The sequence below is a fragment of the Georgenia subflava genome, from assembly GCF_009193155.1.
In the GTDB taxonomy this organism is placed as follows: Bacteria; Actinomycetota; Actinomycetes; order Actinomycetales; family Actinomycetaceae; genus Georgenia; species Georgenia subflava.
This window is the reverse complement of record NZ_VUKD01000002.1, coordinates 1-18368: the sequence shown is the minus strand read 5'-3', so window position 1 is coordinate 18368 and position 18368 is coordinate 1. Positions and strand designations below refer to the sequence as shown.

Sequence of the window (18368 nt, the reverse complement as noted above, 5' to 3'; positions counted from 1 at the left end):
CCCGCGAACCACCGTGGGTGTGACCGGGAGACATCCCTCCCGGTCCGGACAAGGGAGGACCATCATGACCACGACCGTCCTGCTCACCGGAGGAACCGGGACCCTGGGACGCCTCGTCGCGCCGCTGCTGCGCGACGCCGGACTTCAGGTGCGCGTGCTGAGCCGGAACGACCACGAGCCGTCCGACGGCCTCAGGTTCGTCACCGGCGACCTGAGCACCGGGGAGGGCCTCGAGACCGCGATGACCGGTGTCGACACCATCGTCCACCTCGCCGGGAGCGCCAAGGGCGACGACGACAAGACCCGCAACCTGGTCCGGGCGGCCACCCGGGCCGGCGCCCGGGGACGGGCGAGGATCGGGCACCTGCTGTACATCTCGGTCGTCGGCGCCGACTCCGTACCGGTGGTGAGCCGGCTCGACCGCGCCATGTTCGGCTACTACGCCGCGAAGGGCGCGGCCGAGCGCATCGTGGCCGAGTCCGGCATCCCGTGGACGACGCTGCGTGCCACCCAGTTCCACGACCTGACGCTGCTGACCGTCCAGGCCATGGCGAAGCTGCCCGTGGTGCCGGTCCCGTCGGGCTTCACGTTCCAGCCGGTGGACACTGGTGAGGTAGCCGCGCGGCTCGTCGAGCTGGCGCTGGGCAAGCCGGCCGGTCTCGTGCCCGCCCTCGGCGGTCCGCGGGTGTACGGGATGGACGAGCTCGTCCGCAGCTACCTGGCGGCCACCGGACGTCGTCGGCTGCTGATGCCGATGCACACCCCCGGCGGGGCGGCCCGCGCGATGCGCGACGGCGCGAACCTCGCGCCGACCCGCGCCGTGGGCCGCCGCACCTGGGAGGAGTTCCTGACCGACCGGTTGGCTCCGGCCGACGTCGCTCCGGCCGACGTCGGGACCCTCACGGACGCCGGGGGCGCGGACGGTCGTCACCCGTCCAGTGCGACGGCCGCATGAGCGACGGCGGCAGCCGGGTGCCGCCGTCGCCCCTGGCGGCGTTGACCTGCGGCTGGGTGAGGAAGAGCGCCCCGGTCAGGTCGGCGTCGGCCAGGTCCGCGTCCCGCAGGTCCGCACCGATGAGGTCCGCCGACCGCAGGTCCGCGCCGCGCAGGTTCGCCGCGATCAGGTAGGCGCCGCGCAGGTCGGCGCGGCGCAGGTCTGCGCCGGCGAGGTCCTTGCCGATGAGGTCGGCGCCCCGGAGGTCTCGCCCGCGCCGACGTGCCGCCTCGGGGTCTCCGGCGCCACGGGCCTCGGGGACCGGCTCGCCGCGGACCGTCTCGCTCGTCCGCAGCAGCAGCTCGTTGACCCCGGCGCGGTGCGCCCCGACGTCGAGCCCGAGGAGCGCCTCGGGAGCCTGCCGGCCGAGCTCCTCGGTCGACGCCACCGCCGCCGTCAGCTCGTCGCGCAGGCCTGTCGCGGTGGGTCTGCGGGCGACGAGCGAGACCGCCTCGTTCAGGTAGAACAGCATCTCGTGGAGCTGCCGCATGACCGGGAAGACGGCGAACATCTGCTTCGCCGTCGCCGGGTCTTGGCGCCAGTCCCGCCCGCCGAAGGTCTCCTGGGAGACGCGCTGACCGGCCCCGAAGCAGTCGTACACGGTGCAGCCGGGGAAGCCGCTCTGCCGGAGCCGGGAGTGGATGCCGCAGCGGAAGTCCTGCTGCAGGTGCCGGCACGGCTCGCCGGCCGCCTTGTCGACGGCGAAGTCGGCGGAGGCGGTGAAGGGCAGCGCGACGCAGCACAGCCCGAAGCAGCTGGCGCAGTCCGCGGTCAGGCTCAGCCGGGTCCGGCCGTCCGGTGCCGGTGGTCCTGCGGGTGTCACGGCCCCGCTCATCCCAGGGCGTCGAAGAGGAGGTTGAGCCCCTCCCCCATGCTCGGGTGGGTGATGACGGCGTCGCGGACCTGCTGGTAGGTGAGCCCGCCGAGCATCGCCATCTGCACGGCGGCGACGACCTCGCCGGAGCCGTGACCGAGGAGGGCGACGCCGAGGATCCGGTCCGTCGCCGCGTCGACGACCGCCTTCCACATGCCCGTCGTGTCGTGGAGGGTCTTGGCCCGCGGTATCGCCGCGAGGGGCAACGTCGCGACCTTGACGTCGTAGCCGTGCTCGCGGGCCTCGGTCTCGCTGAGGCCGACCCTGGCGAGCTCGGGGGTGGTGTAGACGGCGTAGGGCACCAGGCGCCCGACGGTGACGGCGTCCCCGCCCGTGAGGTTCGCCCTGAGGACGCGGAAGTCGTTCCAGGAGGCGTGCGTGAACTGCGGGCTGCCGGCCACGTCGCCGACGGCCCAGACGTGGTCTGCGCCGGTGCGCAGGCGCTCGTCGACGACGACGAAACCGCGGTCGTCGAGCTCGACGCCGGCCACGGCCAGCCCGAGGTCCGCCGTCACCGGCCGCCGGCCCGTGGCGACGAGCAGCTCGGCCCCGCGGACCTCTGAGCCGTCGTCGAGCGTGACGACGACGGCCCCGTGCCCCGGCTCGCGGCGGACAGCACTCGCCCGCGCACCGAGCCGCAGCTCCACCCCCTGGCGCCGGAGGACCTCGGCCACCTCGCCGGCGACGTCCGGGTCCTCCCGCGGCAGGACCTGGTCACGTCCTTGCAGCACCGTGACCCGGGTGCCGAAGACGGCGAACATCGACGCGAACTCGCACCCCACGTAGCCGCCCCCGAGCACGAGGAGGGACTCGGGCAGCCGCTCGAGGTGCAGGATCGTCTCGGAGTTCCACACGTCGGCGTCCGCCAGCCCGGGAAGGTCCGGCTCAGCCGGCGCCGTCCCGGTGTTGACGACGACGTCGCGCCCCCGCAGGCGCCGCTTCCCGCCGTCGGTGCTGACCTCGACCGTGCGCTCGGCGACGAAGCGTGCGGTGCCGAGGACGAAGTCCATGCCGGAGTCGGCGAAGAGCTTCTTGTGGGCGTCGACCATGCCGCCGACGACCGACTCCTTGTGCTCGCGGAGACGCTCGAGCGAGATGGTCGGCTCGCCGGGCAGGTCGACGCCCATCTCGGCGGCGCCGCGGGCCGTCAGGAGGGTGCGGGCCGAGCCGACCAGCGCCTTGGTGGGGATGCAGGCGACGTTGATGCAGGTGCCGCCGATCTTGTCCCGCTCGACCATGGCGACGTCCCAGCCAGCCTTGGCACGATCCATGGCGAGCGACTTGCCGGCCTTGCCGCCGCCGATCACCAGCAGCTCGACGTCCTCGGTCTCGATCGCGCTCATCGCTACCTCCAGCTCCTCCCGGCCCACCCGGTCCCGGAAACCACTCTCCCGCTTCGCCGCACGTGACGCGAACCCCGGCGGTGCCCCGCACGCACCCGACCGGCCTAGTGGGTCACGCGCCCGAGCGGCATAGTGGGTGTCGTCGTCCTACCGAACCTGGAGGAACTCGTGGCCGATCTGTCCAGCCTCGCCGCGTCCCACCTCGCCACCGCCAAGGCCGAGTCCAACGGTCGTAGCGCCGAGCTGATCCTGCACGACGGCGTCCTGCGCCAGTCGATCCTGGCCCTGCGCGAGGGGGTCGAGCTGGCCGAGCACAACTCCCCCGACGCCGCCAGCATCCAGGTCCTCCTCGGCCGGGTCCGGGTCACCGGGCTCGACACCGCGGAGATCGGCGCCGGCGAGCTCGACGTCCTCACCCACAAGCGGCACGCGGTGCTTGCCCTGGCGGACTCGGTGTTCCTGCTGACGACTGTCACCAGCGTCGGCCAGGGCGACGGCCCGCAGCGCGCCCGGTAGCCCCGGCAACTTCCGCCCCCGGTCACCGACCCCGTCACCGACGGGGTCGGTGACGGGGCGGCGTCGGGTCCGTGGGACCGCCGGGGCTCAGGCCTCCTGGGGGACGCGCGGTGCGGGGACGGTTGCCGCGGCCACCCGGGCGGCGGCGTGCTCCGGCCGACGTCGCAGCAGCCGCATGGCGTTGAGGATCACCAGCAGCACCGACGCCTCGTGGACGAGCATCCCGACCGACATCGTGACGCCGCCGAGGAGGACGCCGGCGAGCAGCAGGGTCACGGTGACCAGTGCGACGGCGATGTTCTGCCGCATGGTGCTCACCGTGCGCCTCGCCAGCGAGATCGCCTCGGGCAGCTTGCGGAGGTCGTCACCCATCAGGGCGATGTCCGCGGTCTCGACGGCGACGGCGGAGCCGGCCGCCCCCATCGCCACGCCGACGTCGGCGGTCGCGAGCGCCGGGGCGTCGTTGACGCCGTCGCCGACCATGGCCACGACGTACCCCTGCTGCTGCAGCTCGCGGACGGCGTCGAGCTTGTCCTCCGGGAGGAGACCGGCCCGGACGTCGTCCACCCCGGTAACCGCACCGACGGCGTGGGCCACGAGCGGGACGTCGCCGGTGAGCATGACCACCTTCTTGACACCGGCGGCGTGCAGGCGGTCCACCATGTCGGCGGCGTCCGCGCGGACCTCGTCGGCGACCGCGACCACGCCGAGCACGGCGTCGTCGACCACCACGATCATCGGGGTGCGCCCGGCGGCGGCGAGCTCCTCGGCGACCGCCGCGGCTCCGCCGTCGTCGAGGCCGTGCTGGGCGAGCAGGGCAGCGTTGCCCACGAGGACGCGCCGCCCGTCGGAGGTGGCGGTGATGCCCATGCCGGGGACCGGCTCGGTGTGCTCGGGCAGGCCTGGGGTGGCCAGGCCCTCGGCGGCTGCGCCGTCGAGGATCGGGCGGGCGAGGGGATGCTCGGAGCCGGCCTCGGCGCGCGCGGCCCAGGTGAGGACGGTCACCCGGTCGGCCGCGGGATCGAGCACGACGACGTCGGTGAGCCTGGGCGTGCCCTTGGTCAGGGTGCCGGTCTTGTCCACCGCGACGGCGGTGATCCTCGCGGAGGTCTCGAGGAACTCACCGCCCTTGATGAGGATGCCGTCCTTGGCGGCGCGGCCGATGCCGGCGACGACCGAGACCGGGATGGAGATGACCAGCGCCCCGGGGCAGCCGATCACCAGCAGGGTCAGGGCGAGCACGACGTCGCCGGTCAGCAGCCCGACCACGAGGGCCAGCACGATGATGGCCGGGGTGTACCAGGCGGAGAAGCGGTCCATGAACGCCTGGGTCCTGGCCTTGGCGTCCTGGGCCTCCTCCACGCGGTGGATGATCCGGGCCAGGGTCGTGTCGGCGCCGATGCCGGTGGCGCGGACCTGCAGGAATCCGCCGCGCGAGACGGTGCCGGCGAACACCCTGTCGCCGCTCACCTTCTCCACCGGGATGGACTCACCGGTGATGGAGGCCTCGTCCAGCGCGCCGGTGCCGCCGACGACCTCACCGTCGACCGGCACCTTCGCGCCGTTCTTGACGAGGACCGTCTCGCCCACGACGACGGCGCCGGCCGGGACCTCGACCTGCTCGCCGTCGCGCAGGACCACGGCGACGTCGGGGGCGACGGCGACGAGCTCGGCAAGTGCCGAGCGGGTCCTGCTGAGCGTGGCCGCCTCGAGGGCGTGCCCGACGGCGAAGAGGAAGGTGACCGCTGCGGCCTCCCAGTACTCGCCGATGATGACGGCACCGACGGCGGCCACGGAGACCAGCAGGTCGATGCCGACGACCTTGGCCGTCAGGGCCCGGACCGCCTTGACGACGATCCCGGCGCCGGCCACCACCGCGGCGGCGACCATGGCGGCGTCGGAGACGGCGTCCGAGCCGAAGGCCCGGGCGATGACGATCGAGGCGAGGATCAGGAGGCCGGAGACGACCGGGACCGTCCACCTGCCGCGCCACCACTGCCGGAGCGTGTTCATGGCTGCGCTCCGAGCTCAGAACGCCGACGGCCGGGCGACGTAGCCGGCCCTGCCGACGGCGGCCACGAGGTCGTCGGCGCCGACCCTGGCCGGGTCGTGGTCGACCTCGATGCGCGAGGAGGCGAAGTGGACCTTGACGGCCGAGACGCCGTCGAGGCGGTTGACCTGCTTCTCGATCTTCGCCACGCAGGACGGGCAGGAGAAGCCCTCGGCGCGCAGCACGGTGCGGGTGGTGGTGGGAGCGGTGGCGCTCATCGTGATCATCCTCTCGGGACCGCCCCGGCTGCTCCGGGGCTCTGACACCGACGTTATGGACGGCTGGCTCCGCGAACCATGACGCGCGTCAATCAACGGCAGATCCGGCCCCGACGTAGCGATGTGCCCCGCTCCTGCGGTGCGTGGACCTGCGCTCCTGGCGGTGCGCGGACCTGCCCGCTCTCGTGCTGCGTGGTCGTAGGTGGACATGCCCGCTCTTGTGCTGCGTGGCCGTGCGCCAGCTCTTGCGCTGCGTGGCCCTGCACCCGGGTGTGCAATGGCTGGTGGGCTCGGGAGGAGGCGCGGCCATGGACTGGTTCGGGGCGGAGACCTACGACGCCGCCCGGTTCGTCCTGCAGCGCGGGATCGCTGCGGTCTACCTGGTGGCCTTCGTGGCGGTGCTGCGTCAGTTCCGGCCGCTGCTGGGCGAGCACGGGCTCCTGCCGGTGCCGCGCTTCGTCGACCGGGTCGGCGCCCGGGCCGGACCGACCCTGTTCCGCCGGTGGTACTCCGACCGCCTGCTGCTCGTCGCCGGCTGGGTGGGTGCGGTGCTGGCGGTCAGCGTGGTCGTGGGGCTCCCGCAGTCCGGTCCGCCGTGGGTCCCGATGCTGGTGTTCCTGGCGATGTACGGGATCTACCTGTCGATCGTCAACGTGGGCCAGGTGTTCTACGGCTTCGGGTGGGAGTCGCTGCTCCTCGAGGCCGGCTTCCTCGCCGCGTTCCTCGGCTCGGACCAGGTGGCGACGCCGATCACGGTGATCGTCATGTTCCGGTGGCTGGTGTTCCGGGTGGAGTTCGGCGCCGGGATGATCAAGATGCGCGGCGACGTCGTCTGGCGCGACCTGACGGCTCTGTACTACCACCACGAGACGCAGCCGATGCCGGGACCGCTGAGCTGGTTCTTCCACCACCTGCCCCGGCCGCTGCACAAGGTCGAGGTGGCCGCGAACCACGTGACCCAGCTGATCGTCCCGTTCCTGCTCTTCGCCCCGCAGCCGGTCGCCTCCGTCGCCGCCGCGATCGTCGTCGTGACCCAGCTGTGGCTCGTGCTCTCGGGGAACTTCGCCTGGCTGAACTGGCTGACAATGCTGCTCGCGTTCTCCGCCGTCGGGGACGAGGCGCTGGCCACGCTCGTGCCGGCGACGGCGAGCCCCGCCGCGCACGGACCCACGCCCGTGTGGTTCGTCGTCGTGGTGCTGGCGGTGACCGCGCTGGTGCTGGTGCTGAGCTGGTGGCCGGCGAAGAACCTCCTGTCGAAGCACCAGGCGATGAACGCCTCGTTCAACCGTTGGCACCTCGTCGGCGCGTACGGGGCGTTCGGGTCGATCACCCGGCGGCGGTCCGAGGTGGTGGTGGAGGGCACCGACGACGACGACCCGTTCACCACCGACTGGCGCGAGTACGAGTTCCGGGGCAAGCCCGGCCCGACCGGTCGGTGGCCGCGCCAGTTCGCGCCGTACCACCTCCGACTGGACTGGGGGATGTGGTTCCTGGCGCTCGGCTCACCGTCCCAGCACGGCTGGTTCACGGCGTTCCTGCTGCGGCTGCTCGAGGCGGACCCGGCCACGCTCCGGCTCCTGCACCGGGACCCGTTCGACGGCGCACGGCCGCGCTACGTCCGTGCGCGGGTGTTCCGCTACCGGTACACGACCGTGGAGGAGCTGCGGCGGACCCGCCAGTGCTGGGTGCGCCGTGAGGACGGCATCCTCGTGGCACCGCAGGACCTGGCGTCGATGCGCGGGTTCCGCTGACCGGCGGCGGGTCTCAGGGGAGCGTCGTGAGGCCCCGGCTACGGGCAGCGTCGCGAAGCGAGCCATCGAGGGTCGCGAGTGGCGCCCGATGTCTCGCCGCAACCTCGAGGGCGCAACAGTCCGGCATCTTCAGTCTCGTCTGCACGCGAAGGGTCGCCAGGGCCAGCGCCTCACCCTCTCCCGGCTCGGCGGCAACGATGCCGAGACCGGCGAGGTCCGCCGCCAGCTCAGCGGCCCGGCCCGCCCGAGCAGCACCGACGAGCACCTCGGCGAGGTTGATGGTGTGCATGAGGAACGGAGCGTGACGTGGGTCCGCCAGGACTTCCACCGCGTCGGCGTGCCGGGCCTCGCGTGGGTTGAGCGCCGCGATGATCACGCTTGCATCAAGGACGATCACGCGGGCCAGTCCTGCCTCAGCTCGGCGAGCTGTTCGCGCGATACGAGCCCGTCGTACTCCTCGGCGATGGCCTTGAGAGCTTCCTTGCGCCCGGTCTGCTCGACCTGCAGCTCCCGGTCGAGATGTGCGGAACCGATCTCGATCAGCCTGAGCAGTGCTCTCGAGCGGGACTCGCCGGGCCAGCGTCGCAACGCGGTCTCGATGGCGCGCTCCACGGCGGAGGTCTCGGTGATCTGATGGCGCCGCCGGGTGGTAGGCATACCGAAGTGTATCACCGAGGTATTCGGTGACACACCGAGTCTACGGGTGCGGAGCACGCCAGCGTCGTGGGTACGGAGCTGGAAGAGCTGGACGACCCGTGAGCCTGGCGGAAGGATCCGGCGGTCAGTCGCGGTGGCGTGGCTGGTGGCCGCTGAGGATCGAGACCCGGTTGTAGGAGTTGATGGTGATGGCGATCCAGGCGACGAGGGAGAACCGCTCGTCCCCGAGCACCTCGCGCAGGCGTCGACGGTCGTCGTCGGCCAGATGGCCGGAGTCCTGGGTGACCGACTCGGTGATCTCCAGCGCGGCGCGCTCGACCTCGTCGAAGAGCCGGGTCTCCCGCCAGGCGGGCAGGACGCCGATGCGCTGGATGGTCTCACCGGCCTCGAGCGCCCTGGGGATGTGCTCGTCGAGGCACCGGGCGCAGCCGTTGAGCTGGGAGGCGCGGACGTTGACCAGCTCCATGAGGCGGCGGGAGACTCCCTGCCGTTCCGCCGCCATGCGCACCTGCGCGACCAGTCCGGCGAGGGCCTTGCTGGCGCCGCGGTGCGTGGTGTCGATCGGGACGTGCGCGGTCACCGTGCGGCCGCCTGGTGCTCACGGACGAGCTGGACGGCCTCGTCCGTGACCGGGTCGACGATGTCGTCGTACTCGTGGTGCCGCTCGACGTAGCCCTTGACGTAGGGGCACACGGGCACCACCCGCAGGCCCTGGGTGCGGGTCTCCTCCAGCGCCTGGCGCACGAGCTTTCCGGCGAGTCCCTGGCCCTCGTAGGCGTCGGCGACCTCGGTGTGGAAGAAGATGCGCCGGCCGCCGTCGTCGAGGTAGAGGGCGACGCCCACGACCTTTCCGTCGGCGGCGATCTCGTACCGGCCCGTGCCCTGGCGAACTGTGGTCTCCATGTCCGGTCGAACACCGACGGCGACCGGACCATTCCGGACGGCGTCCACGCCGGCGCCGGCATGGCTGCTCCCCGCCGCACGGCTGCTCCCCGCCGCACGGCTGCTCCCCGGCATGGCCGCTCCCCACCGCATGGCCGCTCTCCACCGCACGGCTGCTCCGCGCCACGCCGGTGGCTTCGTCATTGGGTCATGGGGGCCGCACCAGGGATCGGTTCGGACGCGGCGCTCGACCACGTCCGTGATCGCCGGAATGTCCTGGCCCGCGCCGGCCGACAGGGGCAGGATCGAGAGCATGACCTCAGTCATCGCCGCCCTGGCCATCGATGCTCACGACGTCCACCGCGTCGCCGACTTCTGGGCGGCGGCGCTCGGCTGGGCGGTGGTCGAGGAGGACGAGGGCGTGGTGAGCATCGCCCCGACCGGTGGTGGCCTCGGCATCGACGTCGTCCCCGTCCCCGAGGCGAAGACGGTGAAGAACCGGCTGCACCTGGACCTGCGTGCCGACGGCTCGACCCAGGCCGCGGAGGTCGAGCGGCTGCTCGGTCTCGGAGCGACGCGTGCCGACGTCGGTCAGGGCCCGGACGTGAGCTGGGTGGTCCTCGCCGACCCGGAGGGCAACGAGTTCTGCGTGCTGTCCCGCTCCGTGCAGGACGTCGCGGCAGAGACGGGCTCCCGAGGCTAGCTCGGGACGGCCCTGGGCTCGTTCGGGCGGGCCCGGTCAGCCGTCCGCTAGCCCGGCAGCGGCCGGTGGCGGGCGCGCGCGTCGTCCCAGACGAAGCCGGGGACCAGCGCGACGAGCTCGGTCAGGGTGCGCAGAGCCGCGTCGATGGCGTCGAGGTCCGTGCTCCCGCTGCGCCACCAGAAGATGCGCCCGTCCTCGATCAGCAGGTTCTTCCCCTGCAGGTCCGGGTGCATGAGCCGTTCCATCGTGCGGGGATGGATCACGTCCGACAGCGTCTTCGGGTGCTCACCGGTCACGTGCCAGGCGTCGTTGAAGGCGGCGTGCTCGAAGTCGACGTCCCCCCAATTGAAGATGCGCCGGCCGAGGTTCTCGGGCCGCAGCTCCATCGTGGGCAGCGGCACCGGCAGGACGATCGAGACGACGTGGTGGTGGTAGGTAGAGGTCCGCCGGTTCTTCCCGCTCCCGGTGGTGACCTTGTAGGTGTAGCGGAAGGAGGCGGCGTGCTGCCCGGAGTAGCCGCCGGAGACGATCTCGTTCGCGTTGCGGGAGTGTCCCCGCCCGAAGGGTCCGCCCGAGAGTCCTCTCGTCAGCCCGGTGTCCCGGTCGGCGTAGTTCCAGCCGTGCCGGGCCGCCCACTCCTGCAGCAGACGCCGGCGCTTGCGGGTGGCGACGACCGAGAGGACCATCGCGCCGATCACGCCCGCCACCAGGAGGAAGAACAGCACTGGCATCAGCGCCTGCACATCGAAACCCACGTCGCTCCCTTCCCGGCGCCGGTCGCTGCGGCGCACACCCCTCACAGTCGGCCCGCGCAGGCGCGCCCACCTTGCCGGGCCGCCGCGCAGCGGCCGACCCACCACGGCCCGCGGGTGACGACCCCGACGGCCGGCCGCGCGGAACGACTCCGCATGGCAGGTCCGCCCGGCGTGGCGGGACGACCGTACCGTGATCGTGTCGGCCCCGGGCCCTAGCGTGGGCACCGTGACCTACGGACTCTTCGGGAAGCTCACCGCCCAGCCCGGCCGACGCGACGAGCTCGTCGAGATCCTGACCGGAGCGGCAGCGGCCCTCGAGGCGGACCCGGGCTGCCTGCACTACGTGGTGGCCACGTCCGCCGAGCCGGACGACATCTGGGTCTGGGAGGCGTGGACCGACAAGGCCGCGCACGACGCCTCGCTGGAGCCTCCCGAGGTCCGCGAGGTCATCACCCGGGCGATGCCGCTCATCGCCGGGATGTCCGGCTCGACCGAGGTCGACATCGTCGGCGGCAAGGGCCTGCCCGCATAACGATCACTCGGGCGTGACCCCGGCAGCATCGGCGGTGTCCCCGCTCCGAACTACGATGCGGCGGTGAAGGTCGTCCTGGCCGCCGCCCGCGGTGGCGTGCAGCTGAGCGTCTCGGGGCCCGACGGCGTCACCACCTCGACCGTCACCGACGACGACCTCCCGGCCACGGTGCGTGCACTCGAGCGGGACCACCGGCCGCGCTGGGTGTGGGCAGACACCTCCGCCGTCTACCCGCGGCTCCTGCGAGGCGGCGTCCGGGTCGAGCGTTGCCACGACCTGCGGCTGTGCCACGTGATCCTGCGCCGCGCCCGGGCGACGGCGGACTCCCCCCTCGCGACCGCCGACCCGGGCCCGTGGGACCTGGCGTCCGACCCGACGGGCGAGCCGACGCTGCTGGACGACATCGGCCCCGCGCTCGACCCGGCGGAGGTGCACGCCGAGCACGCCCGTCAGCTCGAGGCTGTGTCGCTCTCGGCCGCGCCCGGCCGCCTGCGCCTGCTCCTCGCGGCCGAGTCGGTCGGGGCGCTCGTCGCGGCAGAGATGGCGCACGACGGACTGCCGTGGGACCGCGCCGTCCACGACCGCCTCCTGACCGAGCTCCTCGGACCCCAGCCCCGTCCCGGCGCCCGGCCGGTCGTCCTCGAGGAGCTCGCCGGGCGGATCCGCCGCCATCTCGGGGCGCCCGGCCTGAACCCCGACTCACCGGTGGAGCTCCTGCGCGCCCTGCACTCCGCCGGGATCGAGGTCCGCACCACCCGGAAGTGGGAGCTGGCCGAGGTGGACCACCCGGCGATCGCCCCGCTGCTCGAGTACAAGAAGCTCGCGCGCCTGCTGAGCGCGAACGGCTGGGCCTGGATGGATGCCTGGGTGCGCCCGCCCGGCGACGGCTCCCGGGCCCGGTTCCGGCCCGACTACGTGCCCGGCGGCGTCGTCACGGGCCGGTGGGCGACGAGCGGGGGCGGGGCGCTCCAGCTGCCCAAGCAGATCCGGGCCGCCGTGGCCGCCGACCCCGGGTGGAAGCTCGTGGTGGCCGACGTCGCCCAGCTCGAGCCACGCGTGCTCGCCGCCATGTCCGGCGACGAGCAGATGGCCCGGGCCGGCCGGGGCACCGACCTGTACCAGGGCCTGGTGGACCAGGGCATCGTCGACACCCGCGCACACGCCAAGATCGCGATGCTCGGCGCCCTGTACGGCTCGACGACCGGTGAGGCCGGGCAGCTCATGCCCCGGCTGCTGCGGGCCTACCCGCGTGCCACCGGCACGGTCGAGCAGGCGGCCCGCACGGGTGAGCGCGGCGGTGTCGTGAGCACCTGGCTGGGGCGCACGTCCCCTGCGCCGTCGGAGACGTGGCACGCCGCCCAGCGCCGGGCCAGCGAGGTCGACGCGACCGAGACGGACGTGCGCCGGGCACGCCAGCAGGCGCGCGACTGGGGCCGCTTCACGCGCAACTTCGTGGTCCAGGGCACCGCGGCGGAGTGGGCGCTGTGCTGGATGGCGGACCTCCGGCTGCGGCTGCGCACTCTGGGCGACGGCGACGCGTCGACCGGCGACGCCCGGACCGGCGTGCCGCACCTGGTCTTCTTCCTGCACGACGAGGTCATCGTGCACAGTCCCGAGCACGTGGCCGACCAGGCGGCGGAGGCGGTGCGCGCGGCCGCGGCCCGCGCCGGCGAGCTGCTCTTCGGCGGCTCACCGGTCGACTTCCCGCTCGACGTCGCCGTCGTGGACAACTACGCCCAGGCAGAGTGACGGGCGTGTGCCGCCGGCCGACGAGGTGTGGGGAACCCGTCGAGCGACTCGGTGGCCCAGCTATCCGTCGGGCAGCCACTCGTGGGCGAGTGCGGCCATGTGGATGTCGTCGATCCACCGGTCGTCGGAGCGGAACGCCTCGCGGGCCACCCCCTCGACGACGAAGCCGGCCTTCTCGTAGGCACGTCGTGCCCGCGGGTTGAACGCGAAGACGGTCAGTGACACCCGGTGCAGGCCGAGCGCGCCGAACGCGTGGCGCAGCGTCAGCCGGGTCGCCTCCGTCCCGAGACCCCGGTCGCGTCCGGCCGGGCCGATGAGGATGCGGAAGTTGCAGCTGGCGCTCTCCCTGTCCCACTCGTTGAGGACGACCTCCCCCACGCACCGTTGCGCAGCGTTGTCGACGACGACGAGGTCGAGGCGGTCATCCTGGTCGTTGCGGGTCGTGTACCACCGCCGGAGCACGTCGGGGTCGTCCGGGGCTCCGGCGTCGGCCTCGGCGGTGCTGTGCACGCTGCCGGTCAGCCGCAGCACCTCGGGATCGGCGAGCACCTCGGCCATGACGGGAACGTCCTCGTCACGGAAGGGGCGGAGCGTCACCCGTTCGCCGACGAGCGTGGGCTTGGTCGCGAAGTCGGGTGTGCGCGGCATGTTCGCGATCGTGTCACGGACGCTGGACGTCGTGTCAGCGCGGTGAGATCACGTCGAGACCGGCGTCTCGGGCGGGAGCGGTCACGCCGGGACGACGACGGCGGCGTCCGGGTCCAGGCGGACCTGGGCACGATCCGCGACGGCGGTGGCCCCTGGGGCGACGGCGGTGGCGGCGCTCCCGTCGGGCAGCGTGACGTCGACCTCGGTGCGGCCGCGCACGAACCGGGTGGCGACCACGGGCACGTCGAGGTCGTCGCCACCGGTCCAGCCCTCGCCGGTCACGACCTGCAGGGCGGACGGCCCGACCCCCACGACCACCGGGCCGGCGATCGGCTCACGCACCGGTACCGGACCCAGGAGGGTGTGTGCCGCGTCGCCGCGGACCTCGGCGGCGAGGAACGGCCCGTAGCCGAGGAACGCTGCCACCTCCCGGCTGACCGGCGCGTGCCAGAGCCGGCCCGGGGAGTCAACCTGCGCGAGGCGCCCGTCCACCATGACGGCGACCCGGTCCGCGACCGTGAATGCCTCGTCGTGGTCGTGGGTGACGTACAGGGCGGTGGTGCCGGTGGAGCGCAGGACGTCGTGCAGCTCGCCGGTGAGGTGCTCGCGCAGCCCCCGGTCCAGCGCGGAGAGCGGCTCGTCCAGCAGCAGCAGCTGCGGGGCCGGCGCGAGCGCCCGGGCGAGCGCGACGCGCTGCGCCTGCCCGCCGGAGAGGGTGCTCACCGCGCGGGACCCGTAGCCCGCCAGGCCGACCGTCTCGAGCAGCAGCTCCACCCGGCGGCCACGCTCGGCCCGCGGCACCTCCGCCATCACCAGCCCGTAGGCCACGTTGCCGGCGACCGACCGGTGCGGGAAGAGCTGGCCGTCCTGGAACATCAGCCCGAACCCGCGGCGGTGCACGGGCACCGACGTGACGTCCCGACCCGACCAGGTGACGCTGCCGGCGGCGGGCGGCTCGAGCCCCGCGACCGCGCGCAGCAGCGAGGACTTCCCCGAGCCGGAGGGCCCCAGCAGCGCGAGCACCTCGCCGTCGGCGACGTCGAGGTCGACCCGGTCGACCGCCGTCGTCCACCCCCGCCCGGGTCCCTCGTAGCGGACCACGAGGTCGCGCACGCTCAGTCCGGTCACCACTCCGAGGCCTCCTTCGTGCGCAGCCGCTCGGCCACGCCCATCACCGTGGCGGTCAGGGCCGCCAGCAGCACCGCGGCGGCCATCGCCATGCCGTAGTTCTCCGCGCCCGGGCGGCCGATGAGCCGGAAGATCACCACCGGCAGGGTGGGCCGGTCGGGCCTCGAGAGGAACGACGTCGCCCCGAACTCCCCCAGGGACACCGCGAAGGCGAAGCCGATGGCCAGGCCGAGCCCGCGCACGAGGAACGGCCCGTCGACGGTGGCGAGCACCCGGCCCGGCGAGGCGCCGAGGCTGGCCGCCGCCTGGCGCAGCCGCGGGTCGATCGCGCGCAGCACCGGCAGCACGGTGCGCACCACCATCGGGATCGCGACCACCGCCTGGGCGATCGGCACCAGGATCAACGACGAGCGCAGGTCCAGCGGCGGACGGTTCAGGGTGATGAGGAAGCCGAAGCCGACCGTGACGGCCGAGACGCCCAGCGGCAGCATGAACACCGCGTCGAGCAGCCCCACCGCCCGGCGGGCCGCGCGGGCGCGCGGGCGGCGCGAGACCACGAGCGCCACGAGGGTGCCGACGACGACGGCGATGACGGTCGCGTCGACGGCCACCCGGAGCGAGTTCGCCGTCGCCTCCCACACGGTCACCGTCAGCGCGTTGTCCCCGCCGGTGGTCCCGAGGTTGGCGTAGTTGGTCAGCCCCCACCCGCCGTCGGGGGTGCGCAGCGACCGTGCCACCAGGCCGGCCAGCGGCAGGCCGAGGAGCCCGACGACGACGGCGGCGGTCACGACGGCGGGAGCCAGGTCCGGGCCGGGGCGCGGGGCACCGCCGCGGCGCACCACCAGGCTCAGGCGGCGACCGGCGTCGGCGTCGGTCCGCAGCTGCAGCGCCCGCTCCCGGCTCCGGCGGGCACGACCGGCCACGGCCAGTGCGGACGCGACGACGACCAGCTGGACCACCGAGAGGACGGCGGCCGCCCGCAGGTCGAGGAACTGGGTGGTCTGGACCCAGATCTCGGTCTCGATCGTGCCGAAGCGCAGCCCGCCGAGCACGAGCACCACCCCGAACGCCGTGGCGCAGAAGAGGAAGACGATCGAGGCGGCCGAGGCGATCGCCGGGGTGAGGGCGGGCAGCGTCACGGTGACGAACGCCCGACCGGGCGAGGCACCGAGCGCCCGGGCCGCCTGCTCGGCGCGCGGGTCGAGCCGCGCCCACATCCCGCCGACCGTGCGCACCACCACCGCGTAGTTGAAGAACACCAGCGCGAGGACGATGGCGGTGAACGTCCCGTCCAGGCCGAGGAACCCCAGCAGCCCGCCCTCGGCGAGCAGGGCCCGGAACGCGACGCCGACCACGACCGTCGGCAGCACGAAGGGGACGGTGACCAGGGCACGGACGACGCCGCGGCCACGGAACCGGCACCGATAGAGCACGTAGGCGCCGGGCACGCCGAGCAGCACCGAGAAGGCCGTGCCGAGCGCCGCCTGCGCCAGGGTCAGCCCCAGGATCCGCCAGGTGCGCGGGCGGGCGAAGACCTCCGCGAAGCCGCCCAGGTCCAGCGCGCCGTCGACGACGAACCCCCGACCCACGAGGGCGAGCACCGGCCAGGCGAAGAAGACGGCGAGGAAGGCCAGCGGCACGCCTGCCGCGAACGCCCAGCCCAGCCGCCGCGCCATCAGCCGATCACGATCTCGGTCCAGGTGGCGATCCACTCCTCACGGTTGGCGTCAATCACCTCGGCCGGCACGTCGTGCGGGTCCTCCGCGAGCGGCGCGTGCGCCGCCCAGGCCTCGGGCAGCTCGACGGCGTCGTCGACCGGGTACATGTACATCTGGCCGGGGATGTCCGCCTGCACCTCGGCCGAGAGCAGGAAGTCGATGAATGCCTGGGCTCCCGCCTCGTTGCCGCCGCCGGCGATGATCCCCGCGTACTCGACCTGGCGGAAGCAGGTCTCGAGCAGCGCGCCGGTGCGTGGCTCGCTCGCCCCCTCGGGGACCTCAGCGGCCGGCGAGGACGCGTAGGACAGCACGATCGGTCGGGGGCCGGCACCCTCGGACCCGGAGAAGTCCACGTAGTAGGCGTCCGACCAGCCCTCGACGACCTTGACGCCGTTGGCGGCCAGGTCCTGCCAGTACTGCTGCCAGCCGTCCTGCCCGAAGGCACCGACCGTGGCGAGGAGGAAGGACAGACCCGGCGACGACGTCGCCGGGTTCGTCACCACGAGCAGGTCCTTGTACCGCTCGTCGGTGAGGTCGGCCAGCGTCGTGGGCTCGGGGATGCCGGCGTCGGCGAACCACTGGTGGTCCACGTTCAGGCACACGTCGCCCATGTCGACGGGGGTGAGCGACCCGGCGTCGTCCACGGCGTACTGCTCGGCGGAGGCGGGCAGCTCCGGCGAGGTGTAGGGCGTCAGCACCCCCGCGTCGATCGCGCGGGCGGCGAAGGAGTTGTCGATGCCGTAGACGACGTCGCCGAGCGGCGAGTCCGCCGTCAGGACGAGCTGGTTGACCAGGGCCCCGCCGTCGCCGGGGGCCACCATGGTGAGCTGGTAGCCGCTCTCGGCCTCGAAGGCGTCGAGCAGCTCCTGGTCGAGGTTGAAGGAGTCGTGGGTGACGACCGTCAGCTCGCCGCCGCCGGCCGTCCCGGCGGTGGTCGGCTCGTCGTCGCCGCCCCCGGTGAGGCTGCAGCCGGCGAGCGCGAGCAGCGTGGCTGCGGCCGTCGCGGCCAGGCGGACGGTCCTGGGGCGCCGTCCCGCGGTGGGCCGACGGTGGTCGTGCGTGGTCGTGCTGGTCATGGGTTCCTCCCGAGTGCAGGAGGGCCCGCGGCATCCGCGCTGCGCCGGGGCACCGTGCATGCCGCAGGGAGAGACGTTCCCGACTTCCTTCGCCGGTGCTAACCGGTGCAGGTTCGAGGGTCTGCGGCTGTCCGCACTCTCAGCGCCACCTCGGCGCTCCCCTGTCGTTCACGTCGACCCTAGCACCGCGACGTCAGACCTGGCTGATGCGCTTGTCCACCGGTCCGCCGTACCACTTGGTCGCGCCGCGCAGGGCGAGGTGTCGGGCCAGGCCGAGGACCGCCCCGGAGACCACGGTGAAGGCGATGACCTCCCAGACCTCGACGGCAGGGTCGTCCTCGTCGGTGGGCGGCTCGTGACCGGTGAGGGCCTTCCAGCCCGCGGCCACGATGCGGGTGGTGAGCAGCGTCGCACCGATCGTGGCTCCCGTGCTGACGATCTTCCAGCCGATGTCCATGAGCTCTCCTCCACGTCAGTCGTCCCTGCGCGCCGCACGCGCGCCCGTGCCGATCATGCCTGACGAGGTGGCCCGGCGCACCCTCCCCCCCCGGGCCGTCGCCGCTGATGGCAGCCCCAGCGCGCCTCCCCCTGGGCACCGCCGAGCGACACGTTGCGCACCACTCGCGGGCCACCGCGGCGACCAGTACGTGATGGCATGAAGGAGCGGGGCCTCCGCTCCTCGGGAGTCCCTCCAGAGGTAGATCCTGGAGGTGGCTTCACTCTCAACGACGATGGAGGCCCCTGATGGAAGGGTACGCAAGTAGTCAGCAGTTC

The 18368-nt window shown here is 73.3% G+C and carries 20 protein-coding genes and 1 riboswitch; of the genes, 6 read left to right on the top strand and 14 right to left on the bottom strand.

Translation table 11 applies throughout. The annotated features are described in order from the left end of the window. The first annotated feature begins 64 nt into the window (after window positions 1-64). Window positions 65-955 carry an SDR family oxidoreductase gene (locus GD748_RS06600; RefSeq protein WP_152194445.1) on the top strand — a complete coding sequence of 297 codons (891 nt, stop codon included), beginning with the start codon at window positions 65-67 and terminating at the stop codon, window positions 953-955. On the opposite strand, the gene GD748_RS06595 is transcribed toward GD748_RS06600, so the two are convergent. Together GD748_RS06595 and GD748_RS06590 are read right to left on the bottom strand one after the other, a co-directional pair. After that, complete coding sequence (locus tag GD748_RS06595; protein ID WP_152194444.1) at window positions 900-1829, bottom strand: pentapeptide repeat-containing protein; 930 nt, start codon at window positions 1827-1829, stop codon at window positions 900-902. The two genes, GD748_RS06600 and GD748_RS06595, sit on opposite strands and share 56 nt — an antisense overlap. Then, a complete protein-coding gene (locus tag GD748_RS06590; RefSeq protein WP_152194443.1) occupies window positions 1826-3211 on the bottom strand; it encodes a dihydrolipoyl dehydrogenase family protein in 1386 nt (461 codons plus the stop codon). The genes GD748_RS06595 and GD748_RS06590 overlap by 4 nt, the downstream gene beginning before the upstream one ends. Before the next feature lie 168 nt (window positions 3212-3379). On the opposite strand from GD748_RS06590, the gene GD748_RS06585 reads away from it, so the two are divergent. Continuing rightward, the gene (locus tag GD748_RS06585) at window positions 3380-3727 is read left to right on the top strand and encodes a cupin domain-containing protein (protein ID WP_152194442.1); all 348 of its coding nucleotides are present in this window, start codon (window positions 3380-3382) and stop codon (window positions 3725-3727) included. Window positions 3728-3814: 87 nt separating this feature from the next. Here the strand turns inward: GD748_RS06585 and GD748_RS06580 are convergent, their stop codons facing one another. Further along, the gene (locus GD748_RS06580) at window positions 3815-5740 is read right to left on the bottom strand and encodes a heavy metal translocating P-type ATPase (RefSeq protein WP_152194441.1); all 1926 of its coding nucleotides are present in this window, start codon (window positions 5738-5740) and stop codon (window positions 3815-3817) included. A 15-nt stretch (window positions 5741-5755) separates the two neighbouring features. Then, entirely contained in the window at window positions 5756-5995 is a 240-nt protein-coding gene (locus GD748_RS06575) for a heavy-metal-associated domain-containing protein (protein WP_152194440.1), read from the bottom strand. A gap of 308 nt (window positions 5996-6303) precedes the next feature. Here GD748_RS06575 and GD748_RS06570 point away from each other — a divergent pair, with 308 nt between their 5' ends. Then, window positions 6304-7746 carry a lipase maturation factor family protein gene (locus GD748_RS06570; protein ID WP_152194439.1) on the top strand — a complete coding sequence of 481 codons (1443 nt, stop codon included), beginning with the start codon at window positions 6304-6306 and terminating at the stop codon, window positions 7744-7746. Window positions 7747-7759: 13 nt separating this feature from the next. On the opposite strand, the gene GD748_RS06565 is transcribed toward GD748_RS06570, so the two are convergent. The 4 genes from GD748_RS06565 to GD748_RS06555 form a co-directional block, all read right to left on the bottom strand. Continuing rightward, on the bottom strand, window positions 7760-8143 hold the full coding sequence (locus tag GD748_RS06565) for a type II toxin-antitoxin system VapC family toxin (protein ID WP_193312855.1): 384 nt from the start codon (window positions 8141-8143) through the stop codon (window positions 7760-7762). Next, entirely contained in the window at window positions 8140-8403 is a 264-nt protein-coding gene (locus GD748_RS19460) for a hypothetical protein (protein ID WP_193312854.1), read from the bottom strand. Before GD748_RS19460 ends, GD748_RS06565 begins: the two co-directional genes overlap by 4 nt. A gap of 124 nt (window positions 8404-8527) precedes the next feature. Continuing rightward, window positions 8528-8983, bottom strand: coding sequence for a carboxymuconolactone decarboxylase family protein (locus tag GD748_RS06560; RefSeq protein ID WP_226920896.1), 456 nt, complete (start codon window positions 8981-8983; stop codon window positions 8528-8530). After that, window positions 8980-9306, bottom strand: a complete 327-nt coding sequence (locus GD748_RS06555; RefSeq protein WP_152194437.1) for a GNAT family N-acetyltransferase — start codon at window positions 9304-9306, stop codon at window positions 8980-8982. Before GD748_RS06555 ends, GD748_RS06560 begins: the two co-directional genes overlap by 4 nt. Before the next feature lie 292 nt (window positions 9307-9598). Here GD748_RS06555 and GD748_RS06550 point away from each other — a divergent pair, with 292 nt between their 5' ends. Next, window positions 9599-9988, top strand: a complete 390-nt coding sequence (locus GD748_RS06550; protein WP_152194436.1) for a VOC family protein — start codon at window positions 9599-9601, stop codon at window positions 9986-9988. A 47-nt stretch (window positions 9989-10035) separates the two neighbouring features. On the opposite strand, the gene GD748_RS06545 is transcribed toward GD748_RS06550, so the two are convergent. Continuing rightward, window positions 10036-10743 carry a type III secretion system chaperone family protein gene (locus tag GD748_RS06545; protein WP_152194435.1) on the bottom strand — a complete coding sequence of 236 codons (708 nt, stop codon included), beginning with the start codon at window positions 10741-10743 and terminating at the stop codon, window positions 10036-10038. A 226-nt stretch (window positions 10744-10969) separates the two neighbouring features. Between GD748_RS06545 and GD748_RS06540 the strand changes: the two genes are divergently transcribed. Then, window positions 10970-11275 (top strand): putative quinol monooxygenase, encoded by a 306-nt coding sequence (locus GD748_RS06540; RefSeq protein ID WP_152194434.1) that lies wholly within the window; start codon window positions 10970-10972, stop codon window positions 11273-11275. A gap of 63 nt (window positions 11276-11338) precedes the next feature. Further along, a complete protein-coding gene (locus GD748_RS06535) occupies window positions 11339-13024 on the top strand; it encodes a bifunctional 3'-5' exonuclease/DNA polymerase (protein ID WP_152194433.1) in 1686 nt (561 codons plus the stop codon). Window positions 13025-13084: 60 nt separating this feature from the next. On the opposite strand, the gene GD748_RS06530 is transcribed toward GD748_RS06535, so the two are convergent. From GD748_RS06530 to GD748_RS06510, 5 genes are all read right to left on the bottom strand, one after another. Then, window positions 13085-13672, bottom strand: coding sequence for a GNAT family N-acetyltransferase (locus GD748_RS06530; RefSeq protein WP_152194432.1), 588 nt, complete (start codon window positions 13670-13672; stop codon window positions 13085-13087). Window positions 13673-13753: 81 nt separating this feature from the next. Further along, on the bottom strand, window positions 13754-14803 hold the full coding sequence (locus GD748_RS06525) for an ABC transporter ATP-binding protein (RefSeq protein WP_226920893.1): 1050 nt from the start codon (window positions 14801-14803) through the stop codon (window positions 13754-13756). Then, window positions 14797-16476 (bottom strand): ABC transporter permease, encoded by a 1680-nt coding sequence (locus tag GD748_RS06520; RefSeq protein WP_152194430.1) that lies wholly within the window; start codon window positions 16474-16476, stop codon window positions 14797-14799. Before GD748_RS06520 ends, GD748_RS06525 begins: the two co-directional genes overlap by 7 nt. Beyond that, complete coding sequence (locus tag GD748_RS06515) at window positions 16476-17594, bottom strand: thiamine ABC transporter substrate-binding protein (protein ID WP_152194429.1); 1119 nt, start codon at window positions 17592-17594, stop codon at window positions 16476-16478. Before GD748_RS06515 ends, GD748_RS06520 begins: the two co-directional genes overlap by 1 nt. 67 nt (window positions 17595-17661) lie before the next feature. After that, a riboswitch (TPP riboswitch) is annotated at window positions 17662-17767 on the bottom strand. A gap of 20 nt (window positions 17768-17787) precedes the next feature. Continuing rightward, window positions 17788-18051, bottom strand: coding sequence for a DUF4235 domain-containing protein (locus GD748_RS06510; RefSeq protein WP_152194428.1), 264 nt, complete (start codon window positions 18049-18051; stop codon window positions 17788-17790). Between the last annotated feature and the right edge of the window lie 317 nt (window positions 18052-18368).